Source organism: Peribacillus alkalitolerans (genome assembly GCF_010882125.1).
Lineage (GTDB): Bacteria > Bacillota > Bacilli > Bacillales > DSM-1321 > Bacillus_BN > Bacillus_BN alkalitolerans.
Genome location: NZ_JAAGVZ010000009.1, coordinates 15,393 through 30,197, shown reverse-complemented (window position 1 = coordinate 30,197; position 14,805 = coordinate 15,393). Strand labels below are relative to the sequence as shown.

Genomic DNA, 14,805 nt, shown 5'->3' with positions numbered 1-14,805 from the left:
ACCTACTTTAGAGCAAGTCCAATACAATCTGTGAAGACAGGAGGGATATTGTTTCCTTTTTTCGTCTGGAACAATGGCTTCAATAAAGACTGGATAGGTACATCAAACGATCCCACTATTCTTTTTTCAAGATACTCCATTCCAGGGTGATCTCCTGTCAAGACCAGCTTAGTAATTTCGTTTCTACCTTTGGTCAAATTAAATTTATAAAAGGTCATAAAACGTTCTAACTCATTTATAGTATCACGGGCCAATGAATCAAGCCCGTTTTCTTCATCTTTCCAAATAAAGTATTCCTGGCCACTACGGGCTTTAAAAGATTCGATTTGACTTTCATTTACCGGCAACTTAGTCAGCCTTACAAATTCAGGTCGATGATTATTAAATACAGATAATTGGATGGTATCGATCCCAATTTGTACGATTAAAGCGTGCTCGTCCACTTCAGATTGACCTAAGTTGTAATACAATCTATAGAGTGAGAGAATCGATAAATCGGCAACAACAGGCTTTAAGGAACATTCTTTGAACAAATCCGTAAACTCATGAATAATAGATTCCTTAGTAGCAATTAACAATATTTCTCTCTGTCCTGACTTTTTGCCAATATCAATCGCTTCGAAAATGGGATCCTCAAATGGTAGATGCAAGGTGTCACCTAGTTGCATATATAAGTAACCCTTTAGTTCATCTTCAACCACTTCGAAAGGAACTAAAACTTTTCTAATAACCACAAAAGAATCTGGAACACAAAAAGTAATCTTGCTCCCTTTCAAATTGTATTCGTCGACAATTTCATCCAAGATCATTGCAAAAATTTCTTTTTGTTTGATTTGACCCTCGACAATGACTCCTTCAGGCAAGCATTTTTGTCCATATGAGAGAAAACTGTTGTTCTTTCCACTTTCAACAAAGCGAATATAACGGTCTTTAATAACAAAGTGAACTCTATGATGATTGCTTCTTATTAACGACCCCATTCGCCTCTCTCCTTTTTAAAACGAGTAAAAAGTATGTATGTACCAACTAATAATAGATTCACCATAAAAATACGCCATTAATGAGCCTACTACAATAAATGGTCCGAATGGAATCGGTTGCCTTTTCTTGAATTTGCCTACAAGAATGATGGCAACTCCATAAAGGGCGCCAATAAGCGTCGCAATAAAAAATGACAATAGAGAGAGCTTGAATCCAAGCACAATTCCTATCAAGAAATATAGCTTAATATCTCCCCCACCCATTCCCCCTTTACTGATTACAGCGATGAAAAAGAGCAGACCAAAACCAAAAAATGCTCCAACGATTGGGTCCCACCAAGGATTTAACGGTAAGAAAATCCGCTCGACTATCAATATAGGAAGAAAGAAAAGCAAAACCTTGTCTGGTATTAACATGTAAGCAATATCAGACACAAGGATAATGATCAATAATGATATAAATGTCCACGCGACTAGTAATTCCCATTGGAAACCTATTTCATAGAATGCAAGAGTAAAAAGGAATGCAGTGCTTAGCTCCATTAATGGGTAATTAATAGAGATTTTCTGCCCGCAGCCCCGGCACTTTCCCCCTAGAAATAAGTAAGAGAAAATTGGAACTAAATCAACTGGAGTCAAAGTTCTTTTACAGGATGGGCAGTGAGATCGTGGTTTAACGATTGATTGATTTAGTGGAACACGCAATCCGACAACGTTATAAAATGAACCTAATATACCACCTAGCATGAAAATATAGATATAGATTAATAGCATAAAATTATCCTTCTCCAACTTTGTATCTAATATTATACTAAACTATTACTTCTGTTGGATATGTAAAAAAAGAACTCCTTGTGAAAAGGAGTATGGTTTATTTTGGTATGGTGTCTAGAAGGGTTTCGGAATCCCTAGTACATACTTTAACTCTGTATGGGCAAAGTCTGATAAAAAATTGAGGTTGACCATTTGATTTCATAATAACGATTCTGGAATCGTCGGAATAGGGATGCTGAGGGGGAGAAAAGATTTCAAGGTTTAAACCCATTTCTTTCCTAGTTCCTACATAGCCCGCTTCTTTCAACTGTCTTAACGTTAACTCTACTAAACTTGGATCTTTTATTTGAACGTTCTCAATGAGTAGATAATTTTTTGTTGCCTTTATGTACAGCTCACCATTTAATTGATGAACTCCTTCTCCTATATGTTTGAAAGCTGGCTTAACTAGAAACCAGCTTCCAAGAAAAAATATAAAAATTATTATAACCACGACAAAACCTTCAACAGGATATCTTTTCAATCGTATGTTCACCTGAATAAATTCATATAGAAATTATGGATTAATTAACATTTGTTCTTTCAATACTATTCATTTCAACAGGTAATGTTACTGCTCCCACATTTTTAACATTTCCATCTAAAAAAATATAATATTTATTATTATATTTTAATACGTAGGAATCACCTAAATATACAGAAGTTTTTTGGTCAGGATCTGTAATATCAGTAATATACTTATTGGAAACCAATGTACTAAGTTTATAACCTGGAGAAGACGTGGAAGAAGTACCTCCAGCTAATGTATGACTAATTGCTTCTGTAGTTAGATTTGAGGCTTCAGCTAATTTTGCTGCAGCGACTAATTGTTTTGCATTTGCAATATGAGCATCCGTCTTACTATTTTCAATAATCCCACCAATACTTGGCACAGCAATCGCCGCAATAATCCCCAAAATAACAATAACAGCCAATAATTCCACAAGCGTTAAACCTTTTTGATTCTTAACGAATTTCTTAAATCGCTTCAACATAACGTTCTCTCCTCGGTAAATAATTTGTTTTTTATTTGGGTAGGTTTACACCTGGGTAACCTTAATCAAATTTTTCTATGTAAACTAAAAATGCCAATTTTTACTTCTAATCCGAACAACAGTTCAACATTAAAGGTAAAATTGGCGGGTTGCACTACTCGCTACTGTCCTTTCAAGTGCCCAATTACGAAAGGACTATCATTGCTTCCAATTTATTATTCTAGCAGTATCTTATATTCTTATTATATAGGAAAAAAGTAATGGATTTCAAATATTAATTTGTTATTTTTGTAAATTTTTTATTATTGGATTGTCTCAAAAATACTGAACATCGGTACGGCAATTGCAGCTACAATCACACCTACAACCATGGACAAGAATACGATCATCATAGGTTCCATTAATGCTTTAATTTGGTCAGTTGCATTGTCGACCTCGGTTTCGTAAAAATCGGCAACCTTGTCCAACATTAAATCCATCGTTCCCGACTTTTCTCCTATAGCAATCATATGAGTGACCATTGGAGGAAACGCCCAGTGCTTTTCCATTGGTACTGCAATCGATTGACCCTTTTCAATGGAGTTCCTGCTGCTTCTTATAACCCTAGCCAACACCTCATTGCCAATGATTCTTTCTACAATGGTCAAAGACTGAAGGATAGGAACTGAGCTTGAAAAGAGCGAACTTAATGTCCGTGTCATCCTCGCTATACTTGCTTTTTGCAACAACTTACCGAACACTGGGACCTTCAATAATACAAAATCAAAATAATATTTCGTCTTTTTATTTGATCGGATATATCGAATTCCAAGGGAAATGGCTATTACCAACAATAGAAAAATCCACCAAAAACTCTTAAAAAAATTCCCCAATCCAAGAACTATTCTAGTTATTAAGGGCAGTTCTCCACCAAATGAATGAAACATATCTGCAAATGCTGGTACGACGGTAGATAAAAGAAACACTACGATAACAATCGAAATAATCCCAACTGTCGCTGGATACATCATGGCTGACTTTACCTTTTGTCGGGTATTGTGTTGCTTTTCAAAATACACAGCCATCCGTTCTAGGATTTCATCTAGATTTCCGCCCGCTTCCCCAGCCCTCATCATGTTGATAAACAACGGCGGAAAAATCTTACGATGCATTTCAGCTGCATCGGAATAGGGCTTTCCTTCCTCTAAACTATTAACAATATCTTCTAAAGCCTTTTTTAATAACTTACTAGAAGTTTGCCTTGATAAAATATGATTGGCTTCAACAACCGAAATCCCAGCCTTCAAGAGAGTGGAAAATTGTCGCACATAGATGACTAGGTCCTGATGTTTGACCTTGTTGACGCCTATATGGATTTCTTTATACAAAATTCCCTTTAATTCTTCAATGGAAGTAACCGCGATACCCATCTCTTTTATTTTGGAGACAGCCTCTTTCCGGTTATCGGATGTAATTTTTCCTCTTCTTACTCTTCCTCTTCGATCCCTGCCTGAATATCGAAATACTGGCATTAATGGACACCTTCCCCAACGTACGGGCCAGCGGTAACTGCATCAATCTTTTCTGACTCCAAAAGTTTCTGAACGGCCATTTCGAGTGTTTGCATACCTTGTGCGCGGCTCGTTTGCATGACACTATGGATTTGATGAATTTTTTCGTTTCGGATTAAGTTCCTAACAGCTGAATTATTAATCATGATTTCAACAGCTGCCACTCTACCATTCTTATTAACGGTTGGAAGAAGTCTTTGAGATACAATTGAATTCAATACGGAAGCAAGTTGAACACGTACCTGTGGCTGCTGGTTCGGTGGGAATACGTCAATAATACGGTCAATCGTAGCGGGTGCATCTGTTGTATGTAACGTACCCAATACTAAGTGACCTGTTTCTGCAGCAGTAATGGCGGTAGAAATCGTCTCTAAGTCACGCATCTCACCGACTAAGATAATATCAGGGTCCTGCCTGAGGCACGCTCTTAACCCATTAGCAAAATTCTTCGTATCAAAGCCTACCTCACGTTGATCTATTACACTAGACCCGTGCTTATGCAAATATTCGATTGGATCTTCCAAAGTGATGATATGTCGTTTTAATTTCTTATTAATATAATCGATCATCGATGCTAGAGTTGTAGATTTCCCGCTTCCAGTAGGTCCTGTGACCAAAACGAGTCCTTGATGCTTTTCAGCAACTTGCTTTAATATGTCAGGAAGCTGAAGTTCCTCAAGTGTTGGAATTTTAGTGGGAACTACACGAATGGCTAGACTTATACAGGAACGCTGATGATATGCATTGACACGGAAACGAGAAACCCCTGGAATGCCATAAGAAAAATCCAGTTCACCCTTTTCTTTGAATGCCTCCCACAGGTTTTCAGGAATGATGGCTTTTGCCATGGCTTCGGTATCAGCTGGCAATAGCTTGTCTTTCCCATATTGCTTCAATTCACCATGAAGTCTCATGATAGGAGGTACACCAACAGTCATGTGAATATCTGAAGTACCTAATTCAAATGCTGCAGTTAATATATAGTCTAAACGTTCTTTCATATGATGTTCCCCCTACTCCTGAAGTGCGACTCTCAGTACTTCCTCCACTGTTGTCAGTCCATTCTTTGCCTTTAATAATCCATCATCAATCAAGAAAATCATGCCTGTTTTCATGGCGTAGCTTTTAATGTCACCAAGTGGTTTATTATTCGTCATCATCGTTCTAATGTTCTCATCAACCACTAGAACTTCATGAATCGCAAGCCTACCTTTGTATCCACTATTTTGACAGTTTGGACAGCCATTTCCTCTAAAAAGTTTGTCAACCTTGATGCCTCGTTTATGAAAAACTTCCTTTTCCATTATAGAAGGTTCATATTCAGTAGCACATTCTTTACAAACTTTACGTATCAAACGCTGCGCGACCACCCCAGCTAAGGAAGACACTACTAGATAAGGCTCAATATCCATATCTAGTAATCTTGGAATAGTAGTAAGAGCACTATTTGTATGTAAAGTACTAAACAATAGGTGACCGGTCAAAGAAGCACGAACAGCGATTTCTGCAGTTTCGCTATCCCGAATTTCGCCAACCATGATGATGTTCGGATCTTGCCTTAATATTGATCGTAATCCTTTTGAAAATGTCAAACCTACTGAAGGATTAACCTGTACTTGATTAATGCCCGAAATCTGGTATTCTACTGGATCCTCGACTGTAATGATATTTACTTTGTCTGTATTCAAATGATTCATTGCGGCATATAAAGTTGAGGTTTTCCCAGACCCCGTTGGTCCGGTAATCAAAATCATTCCCGATGGTCGTTCAATCATCGACACGAATTTTTGAAGATTTACCTTATTGAACCCAAGTTGAGACAGGCTAATCATCACACTGGATAAATCTAAAATACGGATAACCACTTTTTCTCCGTAAACCGTTGGCAATAAAGATATCCTTAGGTCGACAGTTGTATGATTTACTTCAATCTTAATTCGCCCGTCCTGAGGTAATCTAGTTTCAGTAACATTCAGATTTGCCATGATTTTAATACGTGCAATTAATAAACTATAAATATTTTTTGAAAGAACGCGTTCTGTACGTAAAATTCCATCTACACGATACCTGACTATCATTTTCTCTTCTAGAGGGTCAATATGGATATCGCTAGCTTTTAATTGGACACCAGAAGATAATAGCTGGTTTACTAGACGTACGGCCGGTGCTTCATCTCCGCCCAAATCGCCGTCATTCATCTGATTTGTATCCACATCATCAAATGTTTCCTTCATATTGTAATACTTATGGATAGCAGAAAGGATTTCATCTTTTGTTGCGATGGCAGGCGATATTTGGAATCCAGTGGATAACCTCATATCATCCAATGCGAAGTAATCCATTGGATCGTTCATTGCAACAATTAGTTGATTTCCTTCTTTTTTTATAGGAATCAAAATATTCCGTATCGCAAAATCTTTAGAAATTAAGCTCAAAAGATTGGAATCGACCGGGTAACGAAAAAGACTAATATGAGGAATGCCTAGTTGGAATTCCAAGACTTCTATTAATTGTTGTTCACTAATATACCCTCGTTCTAGTAAGGCATCGCCCAATTTTTGACCATCTTTTTTTGAATGCAAAGTATCTTGAAGCTGTAATTCGTTAATGATATTAGCTTCAACCAACAAATCACCAAGTCGTTTCCTCTTATTAATCATGATTTTTCACCCCTTCAATAAACTTTTATGTTCAACCCAATACTTAAATAGATTAATGATGCTTAATTATACTCGTACGTAATATCAGATGTGTCTATATCCCAATCAATTCCAATACCAGAATCATCAAGACCACCGGTTCTTCCGCATTTTTCAATAAATTTAGCGTTATTTATTGTTGGAGAATAAATGTTGTAATTCGTATTACTAGGAACTCCTGATACTTTTCCTCCAACACAAATTTTAGCATTGCTACTGAAACTGTTTATATGCTTATCATGAAAATCCGCATCACCTCTAACATAGATGGTAGAATTGAACATTCCATTGATATTGCCATCAACATTGAAATCCGCTCTTCCCATAATAACTATAGTAGTGTTATTGATTCCCTGGTTGATATTTTTAAATTGGGCATCCCCACCAATAAATATATTTGAATCATGGATACCATTGATAGGATCATAAAAGTCAGTATCACCGGTAACATATAATGTTGAGTTTTCAACCCCTTTATTTAAGGGCTTATAAGCGATTAGAGACCCGTTTATTATTATGTCTACATTTGTAATATCTTGAGGATTATTGATTGTAATGGTACCTTGATAAGCACAATCTTTGGTTCCAAATGAGTTTGTATCTGTACAGGTTGGTAAATTAACTGGTTTTGTAACAATTGTTTCGTACTGAGGTGGTTGGGTATTCCCACCACCTGTACCTCCACCTGACCCCCCACCCGGATTTATGGTCAATGCGCCAATTTTCATATTAAGAGTGGATTTAATAGTTTTATTACCACTATAGGTTTTAGAGCTACCTTTACTAATAAATGCAATTTTAATGACTTCGCCCGCTTCTGTGCTACCACACGTTACACACTTTAAGTCTGTTCCAGGATTTTCAAAGAATATATCAAATTTTCTTTCATCCATTACATCCACATTTTTTGTTAGTAATAATTTATTGGGAGTGCTTGAATAAAATAGAGTATTTTGTTTGATCGCATTTAAAAGCTGGCTACCTATCATTTCTTCATACTGCTCATTGCTTTTAAGTACGTTCGTATTAAAATCTGTTTTTATTTGTTCTTTGACAGCAGTTGTTATTTCATGAACCTTTAAAGTATAAAAATCTGAAAAGCTGATCGCCTGGTATTGAATGCCCATCTCTGCAACATCATTAACTTGAATGTCTTTTTCGGATTTTTTAATTTGTTGCATATTATTAACTATTAAACTAGCAAGTGTCATCCCCAACAGACTAATAATAACTATAATTAGTAGTACCCCTACTAAAGTTATACCCTTATTATCTCTTACACTCATTTTACCCTCCAAGGGCTTACATTTTTGAAAGTATCGTTTTTACTTCAAATTGATTACTTGAATCTTGGTTATCTTCAATTAATAACCTGATATGCAATATCTTATTAACTGCGTTCTGATTCACCTCAAACTGCAATGGTTGAGAGGAGCTAGTACCAATTAAAGTTATTGAATAATTAAACTGGGGATTCGAGATTGTATTTGTAACACCATTTTGATCGGTAATTTTAATAAAATTGGCTTTAGGATTTCTATCCATTTCTACCGTATATTTTTTGGTTGTTTCATGATAATTCGTCAATTCACTCAAAATGTAATTCGCTTCTTGTTGGAGTAATACATTACTTGTTGCCTTTTTTGAATAATTCATACTATTGATTAATGCCGAACTTGTAATGGTAATAAGGATTCCTAAGATTGCAAATGAAATTAATAATTCTATTAATGTTAGACCTTTTTCTTCCCGGAACATGTTCTTCATTCTCCCTATTTTTTAAATTCGAAAAAAGTGTATGTGTCCGATGAAAGCTTATTATTCTGGTTAACAAAAATGTACACTTTATACAAAATAGAAGACACCGCTTGTGGAATTAGGTCCGCTTGTTGCTTAATATACATGACAATTGAATAGCTTGAGTCTTTGAAAGTGAATTTATAATAAGGAACATCAATCTGGTTTGTCCCTTGCAATTCTTTTCTGTTAACGACTTCAATGTTATTTTTTAAATTTAGGCTTGGATAATTTGATTTAAGCAAGTCTGAAGCGTCAATTTGCGGATTAACATTAGTCAAAAATTTTTGTATTTCAGATTTGTAAGGTTCTTGCTTGATTAATGCTTGTTGCTCTCTGACTACATTTACAACCTTCATTGTATTTGAGGTCCTATTATTGTACTGAAAGGCGTTTGTAAAATAGGAAAAAAAGAAAACGAAAATAATCCCTAGAATCGTAAAAGAAACCAAAAGCTCTATTAAAGTAAACCCATTTTCATTTATTTTGGTTTCCATCCTAAATCCATTCCCATCTATTTCAGATTCGATTTTCAAGAGAATATGTACATTTAGTCTTCGCTAGAATCAGTATCAATTACTTCATCCTCATTTTCAGGTGTATTATTATCGATTTGTTGCTCTATACCTTCGCTAGCTCCTAACTCTGCCCTACCAATCTCCTCAAAAACTACCTCATTCACAGGCAAATAAAAATCATCTGCAATTAACACCGTTTCAAGGCGCTCTCCCTTTTGATCGAAAATGTCACGGTAGATTGAAATCGAGTACCCCTTTTTCCCTTTAACCTTTTGTTCAGGTTTTATCGAGTTAAGGTTTGCTACGTAACGTATGATTTTTTTCGGTTCGTAGGATTTTTCATTTTCGAGCCGCACTTTGTAGGATAGACCTGCTTTCATACCCTTTACTTGGATGGCCAATCCGGTCTCTAGTGGAAGGAAACTGATTACAAATTCTTTATCATTTGGATTAAAAATGATGAAATCCATGTCATCCTTTAGGATTTTTGCTTCAAAACCTAGCTGCACACCTTCAGGAATTTCCTTACTGGTATGTCTTTCTACGATTTGTAAATTGGTCGGTAAAATGGATTGATACATACTTGATGCGATAACGGTCAAAAATTCATTGGAAAAACCAGATTCCTTGGTTTGCTGTAAATAATTAAGTAAAGAAAAATTGGTTTTAGCAGGAATGACAATCTCTCTATGCTTTCTTAGCCAGAGCTCAGACTGACTTTTATCCTTGATCTCTTTTTTCACTTCAGAAAGAACTACATTTTGCGTTAAGGTATCCTCACTGATATATTCGGACAATTTGAAAGGTACGATTGCTTTTTGTAATAACGTACCAACCGTCTTTTCAATCTCTATTTTTAAACGTTTCACATCAATTTTCTCTGCTATCGTTTCGTCCGTTAGTAACAATAATTGCTCTTTCAATTCTTGTTCTTTCACTGTAACGAAAAGTGGATTGGTCATCCCTTCCCCGGCAGCTAAAACAGATTCATCAATTTGAAAGTAGAATAGCTCATTAGGCAATGGAATGCTTTTATCTGAAAACGAAATCTCAACCTTGGGTGAAGAACTCCATGTTGATGTTTCTTCAATTACTTTTTGTATGGCTTGATCTTGTTCAAGATTAGCTACAGAAACTGGACCGATGTATGTATTTTCGGTAAACAGAAGCTTAGGTTGGAATACCGTTTCATACGCAAACACACCTATTCTAGAAAAGGCAGTGATAAACAATGTGCAAAAAAGTATGATGAAAAATAGGCGAAGAGATATAGCTGCTTTTTGCTCCATTTCCACTGCTCCTTTCTAAGTTTGCTTACGACTCTTATATAATTCTTCCAAGTCATCGAATAGCTCAATGGAATGATTACTTTTTTCGATCTTACTTTCCACTTTATGAGACAATTCAATTTCTTCAATGGAATCTTCGTCGGTGAGAATTCTCTCAGGAGCATTAGTAGTATGCCCTACACTCTCAAATGACCTCATTCTAGCCATCATCAGTGCTTCAGCATCATCGGCGCCATCGAAGCCAAGTTCAGACAGCTCCTTTTCCTCAATACTACCCACCTGTTCCTCTACTAAATGCTCTTCGATTAATGGAAGTTCTATAATAAAATCCCTCTCTATTTCAGGAAGTTCCTCAGTCTGTTCTTCTCTGAAATCTTCAAAAATTAAATCCGATTCTAAATTTTCCTCTGAAGCTGAGATTTGTTCTAGCGTTGGTGTAATTTCTGTATCAATTTCTTGTTCTTCATTCTTTATATGATCTTTTTTCTCATACGACGGGATAAGAACAGTAGAATAATACTGGTCGACCGTTTCAAACCCTTTTGCTTTTTCTTCTAATTCATTCATTGAAAATAATGGCTTTGGAATATCTTGTTCTGGTAGATTTTCCTCTTCATCTTGGTTTTCAGCATATAAAGAATCTTGTAATCTCTTATCAAATATGTAAGATAGCAGAAACGCTAAAGAAATTTGGATTATTACAATTTGCCATAGTGGAAACACATTCATCCCTACATAGCCCATAAAGCCTAGTAATGCACAGACCGCCAATGTAAGCAACTTGCCTTTATTAGACAATCCTAATGGTAATAGGATTAACAAGACGGCAATAAGCAGAAAAGATATTATCATTGTGAGACCTAGCATCATTGACGTCACCCCATTAAAGTTATAGTCTCTAAAGACTATTTTATATGATTATAAGTCGAAAGTAACGAATATTTGATAGCAATTCTTGATTTGGACACAATCAATCTAAAAGTCTACTAATACAAAAAAGCAAAAAACCGTAAATTGGCCTTTTGCTTATTTAATATACTGTGCTACCTTGTTACGTCCTGTTCTTTTCGCACCCGTATACATCGCACGATCTGCATGTCTCATAAGTGACATCGCATCATCTGCATCGTTTGGTGCCGTTGACACCCCAATACTCGCAGTGATATTTACGAGAATTTTCGATCTCGTTCTCTCTAAATCTGAGGTTACTGTAAATGGACGTGTAGCAAGTAATTTACGAATTTCCTCAGCCATTTTAAACACTTCGTTATCATTGAAATTCTCTACCATTATGACGAACTCTTCTCCGCCATATCTTGCTACTAACCCTCGGTCACCGACATAATCCGTTAAACGCTTGGCAATTTGGCAAAGGATATCATTCCCGCTTTGATGGCCGTAATTGTCATTTATCGACTTAAAATGGTCAATATCCAATAGGATGATAGATATTTTTTTATTTTGGGCTTCTTGTAAATTCATGAAGTTTTGGGTTAGTTTACTCTCAAAATAGCCAAAGTTATAAAGACCTGTCAAAGCGCAGCGTTCACTTTTTTGCTTTGCAATTTGATGGTGTTTTGCATTCTCTACAGCAATAGCCAAATAAGAACACAAAATATCCACAATGTTCAACTGTGAAGTTTCATATGCTCTTTGTTGTCGACTACCTAGTAATAGCACCCCTCGAACCTCCGAATTCCGCAATATCGGTACTGCTACCACACTTTCGATGGAATCGAGTAAATCTCCTTGTGAAAGATGCTTCCACTCTTTACGTTTTGAATATAATACCGCTTGTTCCGATTTCCAGACCGTTCCGCTAATTCCTTCAAATGGTTTTAAAGGTCTGAATTTTACTTGGTCAAAATTAATAGAGCGCAATACATAGAGCTCCTGCTTTTGTTGATCTACATCAAGAATATAAGCGACATCGACTTGGAATATCTCTGATATTTGATTAATAAATACATCCAATACTTCATCAACATTAAGTCGCTCTGTAAGTTGATGGCCGACCTCACTTGCTTTTTGAAGAAGCAGATTAATTTTTTCTGAAGAATAATAAAGCCGCAATATGAGAGAAAGACCAAACAAAGGAATTCCGACAAATAAAATAGCAATGGATCCTAGTTGTAGATATAGCGTAAACAACACAAGACTAATTGGGAATAAGATGACAGAATTGATACTTTCCCATAATAAATCTTTCCCAAAAATATTTCGTTTTCTTTTATATAAAAAAATTACTATAGTAGTCAGTATCACCTGGTTAATGACAAAGTAAGAGAACTGATAAGCCGCTATCTTTAAGAAATCGTTATTATTATTTATATCAATAGCAAAATGAGTTCCACCAAGTGCATAGTATATTAGACCACTTGATAAAGAAACAACAAAGAACATCAAAGAGTTTAAAGGTATTCTAAATAAATCCTGTCTTGTGACCTTCAGTTTAAGCATTAACACTACTATAGCGATTTGCATAAGTATCATCTCTGTAGATATCCCATATAAAAGAAATACCGTCAACGAAACCGCGTGTCCAGTAAAAATCGGCGTTTGATTTATGACAAGAGGAAAGAACGACAGCAAGCACATCAGTATAGAAAATTTGACGATAATCCAGTGATCTCCAGCTATTTGTGGTGGGAAATACAAGTGTGCAAGCCAGATGCCTGCTGGTACAATTACTATCCAAAGTACCCAAATAATAATTTTTGCTAGTTTACTAACCTGCATATTCCCACCCTCCTTCCTACATTTCACAATTTACACTATACAAATATTATCAATAAATCCTTCTTTTGTCATATATTTCAGTTAATTCCATAGAAAATATTTCCTGATTTTTAAAATTATTCTTGTATTTCAAGGCTATTTAGTATGATTGGTCGTACTTGGCTTAAAAAGTAGAGAGACCCTGTAATGACTAGAATATTTCCATTCCTTGCATTTTGGATTCCGTATTGAAGGGCTTCTTTCCAATCTTCAATGATGAGTTTGTTTTCCGCTTTACTAGCTTGTGACAATGATTCTGCTGATAGGACGCGACCATTTACGAATTGTGTAAAGATAAATTGGTCAGATATAGTATTCATGATGCTTAACATTTTTGAATAATCTTTATCCTGTAATGCTGCTGCAAGAAATATAAACTTTTCATTAGGATATTGTTGTTTCAATGTGTCGACCAATGAGTTCATGCCATCCTCATTATGAGCCCCATCTATGATTATACAAGGCTCGTCTGAAAGGACTTCAAATCTTCCTTTCCATTTTGCCTTCTGAATTCCAGTTCTTATTGAATTCTCGGATATGGGAAAATCAAACCGATCACGAAGAATCAATGAAGCAGTGATGGCCAAAGCCGCATTTTCCAGTTGATGACTCCCTACCATGGAAACCGACAAAACTTTAATACTTTCTTCCTTAAAAGAATAAGAAAAACCATTGGATTGTTTCTCAACAGAAAAATCCTGGTTCAAGGCAAGAATCTGGCTTTTCCTTTTTTCCGCTTCAGCCATTAGGATCTCTATTACCTCTTGCCGCTTAGAACCGATAATTAAATACGAATCATCCTTTATGATGCCCGCCTTTTCTTTGGCTATTTCTTCTACGGTCCCTCCTAGAATATTCGTATGATCAAGTCCCACATTCGTTATGATCGATATGAGAGGATTTAATACATTCGTAGAATCCATACGACCACCAAGACCGACTTCCACTAGTACAAGATCTACCTCTTTGACCATACCAAAGTAATAAAACATCATCACGGTAATGATCTCGAACTCTGTAGCAGGTGGCCATCCTGTTTCTTGTTCCATTCGATCAGAAACTGGTTGGATGATGCTGACTAGATCGGTGAAATCTTCATTGGAAATAGGAATGCCATTCACACCAATGTGCTCGTTATAATTCGTTAAGCTGGGTGATGTAAAGCTTCCAACACATGTGTTTGACTCTATTAAAATTTTTTGGAGAAATGTAAGCGTGGAGCCTTTGCCGTTCGTTCCCCCAATATGGACAAAGGAAGCTAGTCTTTCTGGGTTCCCAAGTTCTTGAAGTAGCCATTCCACCCGTTGTAGTCCTAGGTCTATGCCTCTTGGTGACTTATTTTTTATCCAAGCTGTTGCCTGTTCATATGTCAGCATATCCTCACCT

14 protein-coding genes and 1 riboswitch are annotated in these 14,805 nt (G+C 36.1%); all 14 genes read right to left on the bottom strand.

Annotation, left to right across the window (positions count from 1 at the left end; translation table 11 throughout):
- Nucleotides 1–2: 2 nt before the first annotated feature.
- Complete coding sequence (gene pilM / locus G3O09_RS12245) at nucleotides 3–980, bottom strand: type IV pilus biogenesis protein PilM (protein WP_163101784.1); 978 nt, start codon at nucleotides 978–980, stop codon at nucleotides 3–5.
- 15 nt (nucleotides 981–995) lie between these two features.
- The gene (locus G3O09_RS12240) at nucleotides 996–1,754 is read right to left on the bottom strand and encodes a prepilin peptidase (protein ID WP_163101783.1); all 759 of its coding nucleotides are present in this window, start codon (nucleotides 1,752–1,754) and stop codon (nucleotides 996–998) included.
- A gap of 97 nt (nucleotides 1,755–1,851) precedes the next feature.
- Nucleotides 1,852–2,277, bottom strand: coding sequence for a hypothetical protein (locus G3O09_RS12235; protein WP_163101782.1), 426 nt, complete (start codon nucleotides 2,275–2,277; stop codon nucleotides 1,852–1,854).
- Between the two features lie 40 nt (nucleotides 2,278–2,317).
- Complete coding sequence (locus tag G3O09_RS12230; RefSeq protein ID WP_163101781.1) at nucleotides 2,318–2,788, bottom strand: type II secretion system protein; 471 nt, start codon at nucleotides 2,786–2,788, stop codon at nucleotides 2,318–2,320.
- Nucleotides 2,789–2,922: 134 nt separating this feature from the next.
- Nucleotides 2,923–3,006: riboswitch (cyclic di-GMP riboswitch) on the bottom strand.
- Nucleotides 3,007–3,090: 84 nt separating this feature from the next.
- Nucleotides 3,091–4,299, bottom strand: a complete 1,209-nt coding sequence (locus G3O09_RS12225) for a type II secretion system F family protein (protein ID WP_163101780.1) — start codon at nucleotides 4,297–4,299, stop codon at nucleotides 3,091–3,093.
- Nucleotides 4,299–5,339, bottom strand: a complete 1,041-nt coding sequence (locus G3O09_RS12220) for a type IV pilus twitching motility protein PilT (protein ID WP_163101779.1) — start codon at nucleotides 5,337–5,339, stop codon at nucleotides 4,299–4,301. Before G3O09_RS12220 ends, G3O09_RS12225 begins: the two co-directional genes overlap by 1 nt.
- A gap of 12 nt (nucleotides 5,340–5,351) precedes the next feature.
- Nucleotides 5,352–6,998, bottom strand: a complete 1,647-nt coding sequence (locus G3O09_RS12215) for a GspE/PulE family protein (RefSeq protein WP_163101778.1) — start codon at nucleotides 6,996–6,998, stop codon at nucleotides 5,352–5,354.
- Nucleotides 6,999–7,060: 62 nt separating this feature from the next.
- A complete protein-coding gene (locus tag G3O09_RS12210; RefSeq protein ID WP_163101777.1) occupies nucleotides 7,061–8,323 on the bottom strand; it encodes a hypothetical protein in 1,263 nt (420 codons plus the stop codon).
- A 16-nt stretch (nucleotides 8,324–8,339) separates the two neighbouring features.
- Nucleotides 8,340–8,804 (bottom strand): type II secretion system protein, encoded by a 465-nt coding sequence (locus G3O09_RS12205; protein ID WP_163101776.1) that lies wholly within the window; start codon nucleotides 8,802–8,804, stop codon nucleotides 8,340–8,342.
- A gap of 5 nt (nucleotides 8,805–8,809) precedes the next feature.
- Nucleotides 8,810–9,331, bottom strand: a complete 522-nt coding sequence (locus G3O09_RS12200; RefSeq protein WP_163101775.1) for a type II secretion system protein — start codon at nucleotides 9,329–9,331, stop codon at nucleotides 8,810–8,812.
- Nucleotides 9,332–9,384: 53 nt separating this feature from the next.
- A complete protein-coding gene (locus tag G3O09_RS12195; RefSeq protein WP_163101774.1) occupies nucleotides 9,385–10,641 on the bottom strand; it encodes a VanW family protein in 1,257 nt (418 codons plus the stop codon).
- Nucleotides 10,642–10,656: 15 nt separating this feature from the next.
- Nucleotides 10,657–11,511, bottom strand: coding sequence for a hypothetical protein (locus G3O09_RS12190; RefSeq protein WP_163101773.1), 855 nt, complete (start codon nucleotides 11,509–11,511; stop codon nucleotides 10,657–10,659).
- A 156-nt stretch (nucleotides 11,512–11,667) separates the two neighbouring features.
- Entirely contained in the window at nucleotides 11,668–13,380 is a 1,713-nt protein-coding gene (locus G3O09_RS12185; RefSeq protein WP_163101772.1) for a GGDEF domain-containing protein, read from the bottom strand.
- A 116-nt stretch (nucleotides 13,381–13,496) separates the two neighbouring features.
- On the bottom strand, nucleotides 13,497–14,795 hold the full coding sequence (locus G3O09_RS12180) for a bifunctional folylpolyglutamate synthase/dihydrofolate synthase (protein ID WP_163101771.1): 1,299 nt from the start codon (nucleotides 14,793–14,795) through the stop codon (nucleotides 13,497–13,499).
- Nucleotides 14,796–14,805: the final 10 nt, after the last annotated feature.

Bases quoted from the DNA above. Each gene is read 5' to 3' on its own strand.
- pilM (WP_163101784.1), bottom strand. From the start codon at position 980: ATGGGGTCGTTAATAAGAAGCAATCATCATAGAGTTCACTTTGTTATT.
- G3O09_RS12240 (WP_163101783.1), bottom strand. From the start codon at position 1,754: ATGCTATTAATCTATATCTATATTTTCATGCTAGGTGGTATATTAGGT.
- G3O09_RS12230 (WP_163101781.1), bottom strand. From the start codon at position 2,788: ATGTTGAAGCGATTTAAGAAATTCGTTAAGAATCAAAAAGGTTTAACG.
- G3O09_RS12225 (WP_163101780.1), bottom strand. From the start codon at position 4,299: ATGCCAGTATTTCGATATTCAGGCAGGGATCGAAGAGGAAGAGTAAGA.
- G3O09_RS12220 (WP_163101779.1), bottom strand. From the start codon at position 5,339: ATGAAAGAACGTTTAGACTATATATTAACTGCAGCATTTGAATTAGGT.
- G3O09_RS12215 (WP_163101778.1), bottom strand. From the start codon at position 6,998: ATGATTAATAAGAGGAAACGACTTGGTGATTTGTTGGTTGAAGCTAAT.
- G3O09_RS12210 (WP_163101777.1), bottom strand. From the start codon at position 8,323: ATGAGTGTAAGAGATAATAAGGGTATAACTTTAGTAGGGGTACTACTA.
- G3O09_RS12205 (WP_163101776.1), bottom strand. From the start codon at position 8,804: ATGAAGAACATGTTCCGGGAAGAAAAAGGTCTAACATTAATAGAATTA.
- G3O09_RS12200 (WP_163101775.1), bottom strand. From the start codon at position 9,331: ATGGAAACCAAAATAAATGAAAATGGGTTTACTTTAATAGAGCTTTTG.
- G3O09_RS12195 (WP_163101774.1), bottom strand. From the start codon at position 10,641: ATGGAGCAAAAAGCAGCTATATCTCTTCGCCTATTTTTCATCATACTT.
- G3O09_RS12190 (WP_163101773.1), bottom strand. From the start codon at position 11,511: ATGATGCTAGGTCTCACAATGATAATATCTTTTCTGCTTATTGCCGTC.
- G3O09_RS12185 (WP_163101772.1), bottom strand. From the start codon at position 13,380: ATGCAGGTTAGTAAACTAGCAAAAATTATTATTTGGGTACTTTGGATA.
- G3O09_RS12180 (WP_163101771.1), bottom strand. From the start codon at position 14,795: ATGCTGACATATGAACAGGCAACAGCTTGGATAAAAAATAAGTCACCA.